The sequence below is a fragment of the Nocardia sp. NBC_01327 genome, assembly GCF_035958815.1.
GTDB lineage: Bacteria > Actinomycetota > Actinomycetes > Mycobacteriales > Mycobacteriaceae > Nocardia.
This window is the reverse complement of the sequence record NZ_CP108383.1, coordinates 8,394,029-8,408,991: the sequence shown is the minus strand read 5'-3', so window position 1 is coordinate 8,408,991 and position 14,963 is coordinate 8,394,029. Positions and strand designations below refer to the sequence as shown.

Annotated in this window: 13 protein-coding genes; 9 read left to right on the top strand and 4 right to left on the bottom strand. The window is 67.2% G+C overall.

The genetic code is table 11. The annotated features are described in order from the left end of the window. Positions 1-48 precede the first annotated feature (48 nt). From OG326_RS38765 to OG326_RS38750, 4 genes are all read left to right on the top strand, one after another. On the top strand, positions 49-2,016 hold the full coding sequence (locus tag OG326_RS38765; RefSeq protein WP_327142070.1) for a glycosyltransferase family 39 protein: 1,968 nt from the start codon (positions 49-51) through the stop codon (positions 2,014-2,016). A gap of 146 nt (positions 2,017-2,162) precedes the next feature. Then, a complete protein-coding gene (locus OG326_RS38760) occupies positions 2,163-3,287 on the top strand; it encodes a BTAD domain-containing putative transcriptional regulator (RefSeq protein ID WP_327142069.1) in 1,125 nt (374 codons plus the stop codon). A 71-nt stretch (positions 3,288-3,358) separates the two neighbouring features. Beyond that, entirely contained in the window at positions 3,359-4,588 is a 1,230-nt protein-coding gene (locus tag OG326_RS38755; RefSeq protein ID WP_327142068.1) for a cytochrome P450, read from the top strand. Between the two features lie 36 nt (positions 4,589-4,624). Continuing rightward, positions 4,625-5,194 carry a TetR/AcrR family transcriptional regulator gene (locus OG326_RS38750; RefSeq protein WP_327142067.1) on the top strand — a complete coding sequence of 190 codons (570 nt, stop codon included), beginning with the start codon at positions 4,625-4,627 and terminating at the stop codon, positions 5,192-5,194. A 146-nt stretch (positions 5,195-5,340) separates the two neighbouring features. Here the strand turns inward: OG326_RS38750 and OG326_RS38745 are convergent, their stop codons facing one another. Beyond that, a complete protein-coding gene (locus OG326_RS38745; protein ID WP_327142066.1) occupies positions 5,341-5,796 on the bottom strand; it encodes an alpha/beta hydrolase fold domain-containing protein in 456 nt (151 codons plus the stop codon). A gap of 75 nt (positions 5,797-5,871) precedes the next feature. Next, on the bottom strand, positions 5,872-7,335 hold the full coding sequence (locus OG326_RS38740) for a flavin-containing monooxygenase (RefSeq protein WP_327142065.1): 1,464 nt from the start codon (positions 7,333-7,335) through the stop codon (positions 5,872-5,874). Between the two features lie 139 nt (positions 7,336-7,474). On the opposite strand from OG326_RS38740, the gene OG326_RS38735 reads away from it, so the two are divergent. The 3 genes from OG326_RS38735 to OG326_RS38725 all read left to right on the top strand — a co-directional run bounded on the left by OG326_RS38735 (position 7,475) and on the right by OG326_RS38725 (position 10,813). Beyond that, complete coding sequence (locus OG326_RS38735) at positions 7,475-8,515, top strand: NAD(P)-dependent alcohol dehydrogenase (RefSeq protein WP_327142064.1); 1,041 nt, start codon at positions 7,475-7,477, stop codon at positions 8,513-8,515. Between the two features lie 333 nt (positions 8,516-8,848). Further along, a complete protein-coding gene (locus OG326_RS38730) occupies positions 8,849-10,375 on the top strand; it encodes an APC family permease (protein WP_442790880.1) in 1,527 nt (508 codons plus the stop codon). A gap of 150 nt (positions 10,376-10,525) precedes the next feature. After that, a complete protein-coding gene (locus OG326_RS38725; protein ID WP_327146724.1) occupies positions 10,526-10,813 on the top strand; it encodes a hypothetical protein in 288 nt (95 codons plus the stop codon). A 93-nt stretch (positions 10,814-10,906) separates the two neighbouring features. On the opposite strand, the gene OG326_RS38720 is transcribed toward OG326_RS38725, so the two are convergent. Together OG326_RS38720 and OG326_RS38715 are read right to left on the bottom strand one after the other, a co-directional pair. Next, on the bottom strand, positions 10,907-11,542 hold the full coding sequence (locus OG326_RS38720) for a DUF305 domain-containing protein (RefSeq protein ID WP_327142063.1): 636 nt from the start codon (positions 11,540-11,542) through the stop codon (positions 10,907-10,909). A 113-nt stretch (positions 11,543-11,655) separates the two neighbouring features. Then, positions 11,656-12,093, bottom strand: coding sequence for a DUF6153 family protein (locus OG326_RS38715; protein WP_327142062.1), 438 nt, complete (start codon positions 12,091-12,093; stop codon positions 11,656-11,658). 118 nt (positions 12,094-12,211) lie between these two features. Between OG326_RS38715 and OG326_RS38710 the strand changes: the two genes are divergently transcribed. Together OG326_RS38710 and OG326_RS38705 are read left to right on the top strand one after the other, a co-directional pair. Further along, on the top strand, positions 12,212-13,129 hold the full coding sequence (locus tag OG326_RS38710) for a ribonuclease Z (protein WP_327142061.1): 918 nt from the start codon (positions 12,212-12,214) through the stop codon (positions 13,127-13,129). A gap of 71 nt (positions 13,130-13,200) precedes the next feature. Further along, positions 13,201-14,877, top strand: coding sequence for a DUF885 domain-containing protein (locus OG326_RS38705; protein WP_327142060.1), 1,677 nt, complete (start codon positions 13,201-13,203; stop codon positions 14,875-14,877). The last annotated feature ends 86 nt before the right edge of the window (positions 14,878-14,963 follow it).

The following is a 14,963-nucleotide window of genomic DNA, read 5'->3' as shown; positions in this document are numbered from 1 at the left end:
GCGAGTCCAGCTCGAAGACGTGTGGAGTAGAAGGAGGGTTCTGCGGGCATGACGGCAGCCATCAGCGTTGCGGAAGAAGAGATATCGGTGGAAGCGGTCCACCGATCGCGGTGGGAGCCGCTGATCTTCGGCCCGCCGGATCGCCCCCGCTGGGAGCGGCCCGGTCTGTTTGCCCTACTGATAGTGACCGCGGTGGTCTACCTGTGGGGACTCGGCGGTGCGGGGTGGACCAATCCGTACTACGCCGCGGCCGTGCAGTCCGGAACCCAGAGCTGGAAGGCGCTGCTGTTCGCCTCGCTGGATCCGCAGAACGCCATCACCGTGGACAAGCCGCCGGCCGCCATGTGGGTCATGGCCCTGTCCGGCCGCGTTTTCGGATTCAATTCGTGGTCCATGCTCGCGCCCGAGGCGCTCATGGGCGTCGCCGCCGTGGGGCTGCTGTTCGCCACTGTCCGCCGGTGGGCGGGTCCCGCGGCCGGACTGCTCGCCGGAACCGCGCTCGCGGTGACTCCGGTGGCGGCCATGATGTTTCGCTACGACAACCCCGACGCACTGCTGACGCTCGTACTGGTCGGCGCGGCCTACTGCACGGTGCGGGCCGTTGACGCGCCCGATGCGCGCTGGCGGTCGGAGAGCACCGGCTGGCTGGTGGGCGCGGGCGTGCTGATGGGCCTGGGCTTCCTCACCAAGATGATGCAGGCGTTCCTGGTGCTCCCCGGTCTCGCGCTGGTGGTGCTGCTCGCCGGAGCGGGCGGAATCCTTTCTCGCATAGCGAAATTGGCGACCGCCGGTGCCGCGCTGGTGGTTTCGGCCGGGTGGTATGTGGCGCTGGTGGAGCTGTGGCCCGCGGATTCGCGGCCGTTCATCGGCGGCTCCACCTCGAACTCGCTCTGGGAGCTGGCCGTCGATTACAACGGCCTCGGCCGGGTCTTCGGCAATCACGGCGGCGGCGGTGGGCATCCCGCCGCCACACCGCAGCCGAAACCTGCTCCGCCGGTGGACGCCGTGGTGGCCTCCGGTGGCGGGGGCCAACCGCGCGGCGGTTTCGGGGGATTCGGCGACAGCCACCCCGGTGTGACCCGGCTGTTCCACGGCGAACTCGCGACCGAATTCTCCTGGCTGCTGCCCGCCGCGCTCATCGGGCTGATCGCCGGACTGTGGCTCACCCGCCGCGTGGTCCGCACCGACCGGGTGCGCGCCGGACTGGTGCTGTGGGGCGGCTGGCTGCTGGTGACGGCCGCGGTGCTCAGCTATATGAGCCGCTCGTTCCACTCCTACTACTCGGTCATGCTGGCGCCGGCCATTGCCGCGCTGGTCGGCATCGGCGCGACTCAGCTGTGGCAGCGGCGTGATCAGCTCGCGGCCCGAATCATCTTGGCGCTCATGCTGATTGCCACGGGCGTCTGGACCTTCGAGCTGCTGCACCGCACGCCCGACTGGTTGCCCGGGTTGCGCTGGAGCATCGCCGTGCTGGCACTGGCGGCCGCCGCCATGGTGCTGGGAGTGACCAGGTTCCGGCGCTACGGACTGGTGATCGCCGGTGTCGCACTGTTTTCCGCGCTGATCGGACCGACCGTGTACACGCTGGAGACGGTCGCCCAGACGCAGGAGGGCGGCAGTCCGATCGCCGGCCCGCCGCGTCCGTCGCACGGGCAGGGCGGCCGGGACGGCGGCAGCGCCGATCCGCAGCTCGACAGCCTCATCACCGCGGCGAACAACCGCTGGGCCGCCGCGGCGGTCGGCGCATCGCAGGTCAGTGCCATCGAATTGCGCACGGGCGCAGCACTATTGGCGGTGGGCGGCTTCAGCGGCCGGGACGAATCCCCGACGCTCGCGCAGTTCCAGAGTTATGTGGCCGATCATCAGGTGGGCTACTACCTGGTCCAGCAGCGTAAGCAGGACGGCGGCTGGCGCTCGGACACCGAGTCGACCTCGGCGCAGATCACCGCCTGGGTCAAGGCCAACTTCCCGGTGACGATGCTGGGCAATATGGAGGTCTACCGCCTCGATACCTAGGCGTACGAAGACCGGCCGCTCCCGCTGAGTTATCGAGCCGGGCGGCCGGTTTCTCATCTCCCGGTTCGTCACAGCGGCCCGCGCGACGGCGATGGAAAAGTTAGAGTTGCGGTCGATCAGCAGGGGCGGGCGTGAGGAGTTCGGCGATGGCCGAGGTACGCGCACAGGTGGGCGTACTGGGCCCGGTGCAACTCACCATCGACGGTGTGCCCCAGCAGCTCGGCGGGCCGAAACAGCGTGCGGTACTGGCGTATCTGACCCTCAATGCGAACCGGCCGGTATCGGTGGATGCGCTCGCCGCCGCCGTCTGGGAGGAGACGCCGCCGCCCGATGTGCGCGTCAGTCTGCACGCCATCGTCTCCAATCTGCGGAAACCGCTGCGCGACGGCGGTATCGACGCGCGCACGGTGCTGCAGCACATGGGCACCGGATATCGGATCGTGGTCGACGATGCCGCCTGCGATGTCTTCCGCTTCCGGACCCGCCGCGAGGTCGGTCTGCGCGCGCTGGCCGCGGGCCGGTTTCCGGCGGCGGGCCAGGCGCTGTCCGAGGCGCTGGCACAGTGGCGCGGGCCGGTGCTGTCGGATCTGCGCGGACTCGAATTCGCCGATGCCTATGCGGTGGCGCTCGACGACGAGCGGCTGGGCGTGATCGAGGCGCGGGCCGAGGCCGATATCGCCCAGGGGCGCGCCGATTCGGTCATCGCCGAACTGACACTGCTGGTGCGCGAGCATCCGCTGCGCGAATCCCTGTGGGAGCAGCTGATTACCGCGCTCTATCTCGCCGGGCGGCAATCGGACGCGCTGGAGGCGGCGCGGCGATTGCGCGCCACGCTCGCCGTGGAGCTCGGCATCGACCCGAGCCCGCGCATTCGTGAGCTGGAGGCGCGCATACTGCGCCAGGATCCGCTCACCGCGGGTGCGGCGGGCGCCGCCTCCGCCACCCGCGCGACGACCATTGTCGACCGCAGTTGGCATGAGCCACAGGCGATTCTGCGGGATCACGACGGCAATGTGCACCCGATCACCGGAGCCATGACCCGTATCGGGCGGCTGTCGGACAATGACATCGCGCTCGCCGACGGCCGGGTCAGCCGGCACCACGCCCTGATCATCGACAACGGCCTGACCTATGTGGTCAAGGATCTGATGTCGTCGAACGGTGTGCACGTCGACGGCATGCGGGTGGTGGACAGCGCCGTTCTCGCAGACGGGGTCCGGGTGCGGATCGGTGATACCGAGTTCACCTTCGTGCTCATACAGGGAACGTGATCGGGGGCGACAGCAGCTGCTTTCTGAAACAAGTTCTAGACAAACTGCGCCATTTGTCTTACCGTCGGTTCATGAGTTCAATGGCGTCTCAGGAAGTGCGTTTCGAGCTGATGTCGGGGGACACCTGGCGTAATCCCTGGCCGATGTACGCGGCACTGCGGGAATACGATCCGGTGCATCGCGTCGTTCCCGGTGACCGGGAACAGGACGACTTCTATGTGCTGTCCCGCCATGAGGACGTCTACGCCGCGGCGCGCGACCCCGAGACGTTCTCCTCCGCCTCCGGACTGACCGTGGACTATATGAGCCTGGAGGCGGCGGGCATTCCGATCAAGCCGTTCGTCTTCATGGACCCGCCCGAGCACACCGATTTCCGGCGCCGGGTGGCGGCGGGATTCACACCGCGCCAGGTGAATTCGGTGGAACCGGCGGTGCGGGCCTTCGTCGTGGAGCGCCTCGAGCAGCTGCGCAAAGCCGGGTCCGGGGACATTGTCGGCGAGCTGTTCAAGCCGCTGCCGACCATGGTCGTGGCGCACTATCTCGGTGTGCCGGAGGCGGATCAGGGCAAGTTCGACGAGTGGACCTATGCCATCGTCGGCGGCGCCATCGACGGTGCGAAGATCGCCGCGGGCGGCGAATTGCCCTCTGCCGTAGGCGAAATGGTGGGCTACTTCGCGGAGCTCATCGCGCGCCGCCGCGCCGAGCCCGGCGACGACACCATCTCGCATCTGCTCTCCTCGGGACTCGGTGAAGACGGTGACAACGAGGGCATCCTGGCCATTCTCGGCTTCGCCTTCACCATGATCACCGGCGGAAACGACACCACCACGGGCAATCTCGGCGGCGCGGTGCAGCTGCTGGAGCAGTACCCCGAGCAGCGGCGACTGCTGGTCGAGAATCCGGAACTCATCCCCGATGCGGTGGAGGAATTCCTGCGCATGACCTCGCCCGTCCAGGGGCTGGCCCGCGCCGCCACCCGGGATGTGGAGCTGCACGACACCACCATCCCCGCCGGGCGCAAGGTGCTGCTGCTGTACGGATCCGCCAATCGCGACGAGCGGGAATTCGGCGCCACCGCAGGCGAACTCGACGTGCGCCGCAATCCCAAGCGGATCATGACCTTCAGCCACGGACATCACCACTGCCTCGGCGCGGCCGCCGCGCGTATGCAGGCGCGGGTGGCGCTCGAAGAACTGCTCGCCCGCTGCCCCGACTTCTCCGTCGACCTCGAGAATGTCACCTGGTCCAACGGAAACTACGTGCGCTGGCCCATGAGCGTGCCGTTCCAGGCGCATCGGTAGTCTCGATCGAATGTGTTCAGGCGGAAGGGAGGCGATATGAGCCGGGACTGGTTGTCCGATGATCGCGCCGACCTCGCCGCCGAACGCATACTCGATGCCGCCGCCGCGCTCTTCGCCGAGCGCGGCGTCACCGCCGTCGGCATGGGCGATATCGCCAAGGCCGCGGGCTGCTCACGCGCCACCCTGTATCGATACTTCGACAATCGGCAGGCGGTGCGGCTGGCCTTCGTGCACCGCGAAACCCGTCGCATTGCCGCGCGCATCGCGGCTCAGGCCCGCACCACCGAGGATCCGGGCGAATGGGTGGTCGACGCCATGCTCGCGGCGGTCCACGAAGTGCGCGCGGACCCCCTGCTCATCGCCTGGTTCCGGCCCGGCGAGGCCGGGTCGGCCGGACGCATCAGCCAGGATTCCACTGTTGTCGAATCCATTGCGGCAGGGCTTTTTACACCCATGGGCCTCACCGACCCGGAACGCAGTCGCCTCGCGCGCTGGCTCACCCGGATCATCGTCTCGCTGCTCTCCGCGCCGGGGCGCGACGATGCCGAAGAGCGAGCCATGCTCGAGGAATTCGTCGCACCGACAATCTCCCGCGTCATCGCCTGACGTGCGCCGCCTGAAATCGCGGACCCCGGTGTGCGGCAGGTCCGTCATCCAGGCGTGATTTTGGCCGGGATCCACAGAAGCCGGTGAGAGCACTGCCGGTGTGGATCTCGGCCGAACCCATGCCGGGATGACGGGTGATTCGGTTCCTAGCTGGTGGCTCGGTAGCCGGTGCGGTGGCCGTAGATGCCTTCGGTGAGCATGGCGGCCAGGTCTCGGGTGGCGTCTCGGCCGGACTTCATGGGCATGGCGTGGAAGACGTGCCAGACCTTGCGGTACTCGCGATGTCGCAGGGGGACACCGAGTTCGGTGGCGCGGGCGGCGAGGCGGCGGGCGTCGCCGGAGAGCGGATCCTCGCCGGCTGAGTGGACCACTATGGGAGGCAGTCCCGTGAGGTCGCGGTGGAGCGGGGACAGGGCGTGGCGCTGGGCCGCGGGGATCCCCGGGAGGTAGGCGTCGAGGAACAGCTCGATGACCCTGGGGGTGATCAGCGGTTCCCGGGTCGGACCGCAGTGGAACGCCGCGGAGTCGGGGGAGAAGTCCAGCTGCGCGGTGCGCGCGAGTTGGCGGTGGTCATCTCGGCGCGGCGGCGGGCCAGCTCCCAATCGGGGGCCGCGGCGAACCAGTACGCGCCCATGAGCCGGGAGGTGAAGCGCAACAGGGATTTCAGCACAGCGGACTCATTTCCGGCTCATGATCTGACGGTTCAGGTGGTAGTCGACCGGATCGGGCGCGCGGCGAATGAGCTTCTCGTAGCGGCCCGGACTCCACGGCCACAGCTCGGGCAATCCGTCCTTGCCCAGGTACCAGCTCTGGCAGCCGGTGGTCCACACGGTGCTCGAGGCGGCGGCCCGCATCTGCGCATTGTAGCGATCGGTGGCGGCGTGTGTCGGCGCCACAGCCGCGAATTCTCCTGTGCGCCAACGCTGCAACCAGCTCACGATGCGGAAGGACTGGGCCTCGGCGACGGCGGTGAGCGGATGATTGGCGAAGGGGCTGTGCGGGCCGACCAGCATGAAGAAATTCGGGAAGTCCGGCATCATGACGCCCTCGAAGGCGCGCGGGCCGTCCGCCCAGGCCTGATCCAGGGTGCGCTCACCGGCGCCGGTGAGCGCCATCGGCTGCATATAGGCGTGCGAATCGAATCCTGTTGCCAGCACCAGGATATCGAGCTCGTGCGTCTGCCCGTCCGCGGTGCGGACGCCGTTCTCGAGCACCTCCTCGATGCCGCTGGTGACCAGCTCGACATCCGGTCGCTGCACGGCGGCATAGAAGCGATCCGACACCACCAGGCGTTTGCACATGGCCTGGTAATCCGGTGTCAGCTTGCGGCGGAGCTCAGGATCCTTGACCGACTTCAGGTTTCGCTCCACCACCCACTGGATGAGCCTGCGGACCCGGCCCTCGTGCACCAGGCCCTGCGAGAAGGCCGCGAAGAACGCGCGATTCGTGTGATAGGCGGCCGAGCCGAGTGCGGGCAGCCGCCGGTACGCCCGCTTGGCCAGCTCCGAATACGGTTTGTTGACCGTCGGCAGTATCCACTGCGGAGTCCGCTGGAACATCACGACTTTCGGCACCTGCCCGGCCAGTGCGCTCACCAGCTGGGTGCCGGTCGAGCCGGTGCCGATCACCCCGACGCGCTTACCGGTCAGGTCGACCTCGTGATCCCAGCGGGACGAATGCATGACCGGTCCGGCGAAATCGTCCAGACCCGCAATGGCCGGTCGATTCGGGTGATGCAGGAATCCCGTTGCGCACATGAGGAAGTCGAAGCGCTCCACCTCGCCGCCGGCCAGCGTGACCTGCCAGCCGTTCTCCTGGAACCGTGCGCCGACCACCTGGGCGCCGAATCTGGTGTGGCGCCGCAGACCCTGATCGCGCGCCACCCCGGCCAGGTACTCCTTGATCTCCGGACCGCCCGAATACAGCTGGGACCATTCGGGATTCATAGCGAAGGTGAATTGGTAGTAGCGCGACGGCACATCGCACACCAGGCCCGGATAGGTGTTGTCGCGCCAGGTGCCGCCGTAATCCGCGGCCTTCTCGAACAGGGTGAAATCTGTGAATCCGGCCCGCCGCAGTGCGACGCCCATGGCAATGCCGGAGATCCCGGCGCCGACGATGGCGATCCGCGGTTCGTTCATGGCACCGCAGCCTAGGTGTGCGTCCGGCCGCCCGGGAGCCTTTTCCGAATATCGGTAGACAATCTGTTAGTGGCTAGACGCAATGTAAAGTGAGTGCTACCTTGTGCGACAGATCACAAGGTCGAGCCGAGGAACAACTATGCGAGCACTCCAGTGGACCGGTCCCGAAAAAGTCGCGGTCAACGACATTCCGGTCCCTGATATCGGACCGAACGACCTGCTGCTGCGGGTCGGCGCGGCCGGCGTCTGCCACTCGGACGTGACCCTGGTCAACTTCCCGTACCAGCTGCGCGAAGATCCGCTCACCCTCGGCCACGAGATCGCGGGCACCATCGAGGCCATCGGCTCCGATGTCAGCGGACGCGATATCGGCGAACGCGGTCTGGTGTACCTGTTCTGGACCTGCGGGGTCTGCCGCGAATGTGTGAGCGGCAATGAGAACGTCTGCATTGCCGCCGGTCGCACCGCCATGCCGCCGTGCCCCGGGCTCACCCTCGAGGGCGGTATGGCGGAGTACGTCCGCATTCCGGCCACCTCGTTCGTGCCCATCGGCGATCTGGACTTCCTGCAGGCCGCACCGGTCGCCGACGCCGCGCTCACCGCCTACCACGCCATTCGCGGCGCGCGGGATGTGCTGCGGCCCGGTGGAACCGCCCTCGCCATCGGCATCGGCGGACTCGGGCATGTGGCCGTGCAGATCCTGCGGGCCATCAGCGGTGTGCGGGTGATCGCGGTGGACGTGGCTCAGGAGAAGCTCGATCTGGCCGCCACCTGCGGTGCGGACCTGGGCCTGCTGGTGGGCGACGACACCGCCAAGGAGATTCTCGAGCTGACCGGCGGCCGTGGCGCGGAAGCGGTCTTCGACTTCGTCGGCGTGGACGCCACCGCCAAGCTGGCAGTGGAAACCGTGGCGCCCAACGGCGCCTATCGCATGGTCGGCATTGGCGGCGGCGCACCGGAAATCACCTCCGGCCCCGCCGGTGGACCCGGCTGGCCCTGGGGCGCCACGGTGCGAAAGTCGCTGGGCGGCACCCGAAGTGACCTCTACGACTGCGTAGGCCTGGCCCAGGCCGGCCTGCTGCGCATAGAAGTCGAGCGCTTCGATCTCGCCGACGGCGCAGAAGCCTTGCAGCGCTTGGACAAAGGTCAGATCCGGGGCCGGGCGGTACTCGTCCCCTGATCATCGATCCGCGCCGGGCTCGGCGGCGGCAGGAAACTGCCGCCGCCGAGCCCGTTGTCATATGTGGGAAGGGGTAGATGCGACCGATTGGAGCGGTTCGTTCGACGATGTGCGGGTAACCGTCATCCATGCCAATCCGGCGAATGTTGGCCGTCCAGTTGCTGAACTGGTTCGTACCAGTTGGTGATACGGTGCGATGTGACGCCGACAACTCAGGTCTCGCCCCGAGACCGAGAGCACTGACCGGGGCAGGACCAGGGTTTCTGTCTGCCGGTTGCATGCGATGGCAAGGAATACTGCATTGTTGCCGCGAAGCCAGATAGAGGAGACATAGTGGCGATATCGGACCCGCAGCCGGAGGTGTCAGGGCCGCCCGCCGGCCGTACCACCGGACTGTTCCGCACCAAGTCCGTCGAGCAGTCCCTGCGCGACACCGACGAGCCGGATGCCAAACTCCGCAAAGACCTGACCTCGTGGGACCTCACCATTTTCGGTGTCGCGGTGGTGGTCGGCGCCGGTATCTTCACCCTCACCGCGCGCACCGCCGGTCAGATGGCCGGACCCGCGGTCTCGCTGGCCTTCGTCTTCGCCGCCGTGGCCTGCGGGCTGGCCGCGCTCTGCTACGCGGAATTCGCCTCGACCGTGCCGGTGGCCGGTAGCGCGTACACCTTCTCCTACGCCACCTTCGGTGAACTGATCGCCTGGATCATCGGCTGGGACCTCATTCTGGAATTCGCGCTCGGCACCTCCGTCGTCGCCAAGGGCTGGTCGCAGTACCTCGGCACGGTCATGGGTGACCGCCCCGCGATCTGGCACTTCGGCTCGATCAAATTCGATTGGGGCGCAGTACTTCTCATCGCGATCCTGGCGGTGCTGCTGGCCATGGGCACCAAGCTGTCCTCGCGGGTCTCGGCGGTCGCGGTCGCCATCAAACTGGCCGTCATCGCCCTGGTGGTCGTGGTCGGCCTGACCTACTTCAAGGCCTCCAATCTCAAGCCGTTCATCCCGAAATCGGTGCCCAACACCGGCGCCGAGACGAGCAAGCTGCATCAGACGCTGTTCCAGCTCGTCACCGGCGGCGGGCACAGCAGCTTCGGCTGGTACGGCCTGCTGGCGGCGGCCAGCATCGTGTTCTTCGCCTTCATCGGCTTCGATGTGGTCGCCACTGCGGCCGAGGAGACCAAGGACCCGCAGCGCAATGTGCCGCGCGGCATTCTCGGCTCGCTGGCCATCGTCACCGTGCTCTATGTGGCGGTGTCGCTGGTGCTGACCGGCATGGTGCCCTACACCGATCTGCAGGGTGAGGACGCCACTCTGGCCACGGCTTTCGCGGTGCACGGGGTCACCTGGGCCAAGAACATCATCTCCATCGGCGCGCTGGCCGGTCTGACCACCGTCGTGATGGTGCTGTTCCTCGGCCAGACCCGGGTGCTGTTCGCCATGTCGCGTGACGGGCTCATGCCGCGCAAGCTGGCCAAGACCGGATCCCGGGGCACGCCGGTCCGCATTACCGCCATCGTCGGCGTCATCTGTGCGGTGCTGGCCGGATTCGTGGACTTCGGCACCCTGGAGGAGATGGTCAATATCGGCACGCTCTTCGCGTTCGTGCTGGTGTCGCTCGGCGTGATCGTGCTGCGCCGCACCCGCCCCGATCTCAAGCGCGGCTTCCGGGTGCCGCTGGTGCCGTTCGTGCCGATTCTGGCGGTCATCGCCTGTGCCTGGCTCATGTTCAACCTGTCGGTGGAGACCTGGCTGCGGTTCGTCATCTGGATGGCCGTCGGCTTCGCCGTGTACTTCCTCTACGGCCGCAAGCATTCGCTGCTCGGCAGGGCGAATCGGGAAGTTACCAAAAATCAGTAGCTGATCGGCTGCTCGAGTTCGATGCCGGTGGTGTGTCGTCATGACTCCACCTGGCCGGATGAGGTGTAATGACTCCAACTAGTGAGAGTTGCGACACAAGATCCGCCCCACCGGCATCACCTCAGCATCCGAGAGGAACCGATCGTGAGCATGCTCCTCGCCATGCACGAGACATACACGACTGTTGTCGCGCAGATCGGCAACCCGACACCGGAGACCCCGCCGGTGGCGGACAAGCTGATGAAGCTGGTCCGGTACTTCACCTGGTTCACCATGCTCTCCGGCGTCACCGCCATCACCTACGGCGGCGGCCGCTTCGCCTGGGAGAAGTGGAGCGGCGGCGGTCTGGAATCGCCGAAGATGGTGGCCGGCGCCATGATCGGCGGCGCCACCGCCACCAGTGCCGGAACGATCATGAATACGGTCATCGGCAACTGATCGCGGGCGCGCTGCGACCCGGCTCGGCGATCGGCGGCTGCAAGGTACGGGTGCACCGGAAACCGGTGCACCCGTTGCCATTTCCGGTGGGGACTACTGGGCGAGCATGGTGTTCATCTGATCGATCTCGGCCTGCTGGCCGGTGACGATCGCCTGGGCCATGGCCTTCGCATCGGCGTTCGTGCCGCTCGCGAGTTCGGTATTCGCCATGGCGATCGCGCCCCGGTGATGCTCGATCATCATCTGCATCCACTGCCTGTCGAATTCGGGGCCCGACAGGGCTTCCAGCGACTTCATCTGATCGGCCGACATCATGCCGGCCATGCCCTCATGGCCCATCGTGTCGCTGGGCGCACCCTTGCCGAAAGCCTGCAGCAGCGTTGTCATCTGCTGCATCTCCGGCGCCTGCGCCTGCTCCACATTCTTGGCGAGGGTGATCAACTGCTGATTCTGGGAACGGCTGGGGACCAGCTTCGCCATATCCACCGCCTGCGCGTGATGCGGGTACATCATCTGCAAGAAGGTGACATCGGCATCGTTGAAATCGCTGCGGGTGGCGGGCTGTGCCGCCGTGCTCGTCGCGGAGCCGTGATCCATGCCGGACATGGACGTTGTGCCGGTCGCGGCGGGAGTCGAGGACGGATCGTCGGTGCTACAGCCCGCGGCGATCAGGGCCAGTCCGGCGGTGCCCGCGACGACGGCGAACTTGATGCGGGTGGTGGTGAACATGGTTGTGCTCCTTGGTGATTGCTCGAGAACCTGGTGATAGGCATGCGAAGACCCGGGGGGTGAGCATGCGAAAACCCGCTTCCGCGTGCGTGATACGCGGCAGCGGCGGTCCATCAGACGCGCAGAATCGCCAATTCGGCCAAAGAGAGCACCGTCCACGGTGGCGGACGGGCGCGGTGCGGGCTCGATCGCCGCACCCTGGTGGCAGGGGCATCGCGCCGGCGGAGACGGAGCCGGCCCAGCAGGGCCAATCCGAGCGCCAGCAGGAGCGTGGTGAGTACGAAGAGACAGCCGTGCATTCCGGCGTGGCCGCTGTCGCAATCGCCACCGGGGCAGCCGGGCACGGTCGTGGTGTGCTCGGCGCTCATCGCGCCCGCGACCGTGACCATCGCGGAGTCCGTGACCATGGTGGAGTCCGTGACCATGGTGGACTCGTGATGGCTCGAACCCATACCGAAAATCACCGAATGCATGATCGCGATTCCGGCGAGCAGGGTGAACAGCCCGAATGCCCGGATGTACCGGGTTTCGTGTGCCTGCTGTTCCACCACGGCGGCCATTCTAATACCCCCGCCTGGTATCTCCGGAGGGCGCGCCCGGGGCGTTCGGATGGCGCGCCCGGAACGGCACTGCCAGGAGTAGACGCGGGCCGGACGTTAGTCTGACGCCGTGTCACAGCGCGAACTGGTCATTCTGGGAACAGCCAGCCAAGTACCGACCAAACAGCGCAACCACAATGGATATCTATTGCGCTGGGACGGCGAAGGACTGCTCTTCGATCCGGGGGAGGGCACTCAGCGGCAGATGATCTATGCGGGGGTTTCCGCCACCGATCTCACCCGCATCGGCATCACCCACTTCCACGGCGACCACAGCCTCGGACTGGCCGGGGTTGTCCAGCGCATCAGCCTCGACAAGGTGCCGCACCCGGTGGACGTCTACTACCCGGCGTCCGGTGAGCAGTACTTCCAGCGGCTGTGCAGCTCCACCTCGTACCACCAGACCGGGGATCTGCGGCCGCACCCGATCTCCGAAGCCGGTGAACTACCCGGGCCCGCAGCGCCTTTCGCACTGCATACGGCTCCGCTGTCGCATCCAGTGGAGGCCTTCGGCTATCGGCTCACCGAACCCGACGGGCGCCGCATCGTGCCGGAGCGGCTGCGGGAGTTCGGGCTCTCCGGGCCCGTGGTCGGGAAATTGCAGCGGGACGGCGAGGTGGAATTCGACGGGCGAACCGTTCGGCTCGACGAGGTCAGTGAGCTGCGGCGGGGGCAGAGCTTCGCATTCGTCATGGATACGCGGCTGTGCGCGGGTGTGCACGAACTGGCCGCGGGGGTGGACATGCTGGTCATCGAGGCCACCTTTGTGGATGCCGATACGCATCTCGCCACGGAATTCGGTCATCTGACCGCGGGGCAGGCGGGTGCGGTGGCGGCGCGCGCGAAGGTGCGGACACTGGTGCTCACGCATTTCTCGCAGCGGTATCGGACGCTCGATGTGCATCTGGCCGAGGCTCGGGCGCAGTTCGACGGTGAGATCGTGGTGGCCGAGGATCTGATGCGGATTCCGCTGCCGCCGCGCCGCTGATCAACTTCCTACCAGGCACGCTCGCCTTCACCCCCCGGAGCGAAGCGGAGGCCAAAGATACAGTGGGTCGTATGGATGCGCATGAGGAACTGATCGCTCTTGCCGACCGGTATTGGGACGCCATGCTGGAGGCGGCGCCCAGTGAGGCAACCCTGTTGGGGGACAGGCGATTCGACGATCGGATCGAGGATCTGTCGGAGGCCGCCGAACAGCGGCTGCTCGGTACCTGGCGGGAGTTGCTGACCGAGGTCGACGCCCTCGATCCCGAGGGGCTGACCGCCGAGGACCAGGTCACCCGCAGTCTGCTGCGCACCGAGCTGGCCTCCGCCGCAGCCAATCTGGAATGGCGGCCGATCGAGCTGGCCTCCGACCAGATGACCGGTGTGCACGCGAGTCTGCTCACCATGGCTCCGCAGCTCAATGCGCCGGAGCCGGAGAACGCGCTGAAGTTGGTGCAGCGCTACCGGCAGTTCGGTCAGCTCCTGGACCAGGCCGTGCAGCGCTTCCGCGCCGGGCTGGCCGCCGGGCGCACCCCGGCGCGCATTGCCATCGAGCGTTCGCTCAACCAGCTGGACGGGTACCTGGCCTCGGAAATCGCCGCCGACCCGTTCGTCACCTTCCCCGGCCCGCCGAACTGGGACGGCGAAACCGCTTGGCGCGCAGACCTGGCCGAGGTCGCACGCGATGTCATCCGGCCCGCCTTCCGCGCCTACCGGGATGTGCTCGCAGACGAGCTGCTCCCCGCCGCGCGCTCCGATGAGCAGCCCGGGCTGTGCTGGCTCGGCGAGGACGGCGCGAATATCTATCGCACCCTGCTGCGTCAGCACACCACCCTGTCCGATCTGGGCGCGGACGAGATCCATCAGCTCGGGCTCGACGAATTGGACGGGCTGCGTACCGAATACGCCGAGGTGGGCGGCCGGCTCTTCGGTCTCACCGACCTCGGCGAGATCTTCGCCCGGCTGCGCGAGGACTCCGGGCTGCGCTACGGCGACGGCGAGGAGATCATGGTCGATGCGCGGCAGTGCCTGGCCGCCGCACAGGCCGAGATGGGGAACTGGTTCGGCCGGCTGCCCCGCGAGTCCTGCGACATTCTTCCCGTGCCGGAGTTCCTGGCGGCCGATGCGCCCGCGGCCTACTACTTCCCGCCCGCCGCCGACGGTTCGCGCCCCGGCGCGTATTTCGTCAACCAGCATGATCCCAAGGGCCGCAATAGGTATGAGACCGCCTCGGTCGCCTACCACGAGGCCATCCCCGGCCATCACCTGCAGCTCACCATTGCCAATGAGCTCGACCATCTGCCCCGCTTCCAGCGCATGTCGTTCTCCAACACCGCCTTCGTGGAGGGCTGGGCGCTCTACACCGAACGCCTCGCCGACGAAATGGGCCTGTACCCGGACGATCTCACCCGCATCGGCATGCTGGCCGCCGACTCCTGGCGCTCCTGCCGCCTGGTCGTCGACACCGGCCTGCACGCCAAGGGCTGGACCCGCCGGCAGGCCATCGACTTCATGGTCGCCAACGCCCCTGTCGGCGTAGACGAAATCCGCACCGAGGTCGACCGCTACATCGCCATGCCCGGCCAAGCCGTCGCCTACAAGGTCGGCCAACTCGAAATCCGCCGCCAACGCGCCGCCACCGAACGCCGCCTAGGCCCCGCCTTCGACATCAAAACCTTCCACGACAAGGTCCTGGGCTCCGGCTCCGTAAGCCTCCCCGTCCTCCGAAACCTGGTCGCCACCCTCTGATCCCAGGCCGAGCCATGCCCGGCCGTCCGTCGCGCCGGGGGAGGGCCTGACGGGGAAGGGTCGGGTGTGATTCTCTGATCGGGGAG

Bases quoted from the DNA above. Each gene is read 5' to 3' on its own strand.
- OG326_RS38765 (WP_327142070.1), top strand. From the start codon at position 49: ATGACGGCAGCCATCAGCGTTGCGGAAGAAGAGATATCGGTGGAAGCG.
- OG326_RS38760 (WP_327142069.1), top strand. From the start codon at position 2,163: ATGGCCGAGGTACGCGCACAGGTGGGCGTACTGGGCCCGGTGCAACTC.
- OG326_RS38755 (WP_327142068.1), top strand. From the start codon at position 3,359: ATGAGTTCAATGGCGTCTCAGGAAGTGCGTTTCGAGCTGATGTCGGGG.
- OG326_RS38750 (WP_327142067.1), top strand. From the start codon at position 4,625: ATGAGCCGGGACTGGTTGTCCGATGATCGCGCCGACCTCGCCGCCGAA.
- OG326_RS38740 (WP_327142065.1), bottom strand. From the start codon at position 7,335: ATGAACGAACCGCGGATCGCCATCGTCGGCGCCGGGATCTCCGGCATT.
- OG326_RS38735 (WP_327142064.1), top strand. From the start codon at position 7,475: ATGCGAGCACTCCAGTGGACCGGTCCCGAAAAAGTCGCGGTCAACGAC.
- OG326_RS38725 (WP_327146724.1), top strand. From the start codon at position 10,526: ATGCTCCTCGCCATGCACGAGACATACACGACTGTTGTCGCGCAGATC.
- OG326_RS38720 (WP_327142063.1), bottom strand. From the start codon at position 11,542: ATGTTCACCACCACCCGCATCAAGTTCGCCGTCGTCGCGGGCACCGCC.
- OG326_RS38705 (WP_327142060.1), top strand. From the start codon at position 13,201: ATGGATGCGCATGAGGAACTGATCGCTCTTGCCGACCGGTATTGGGAC.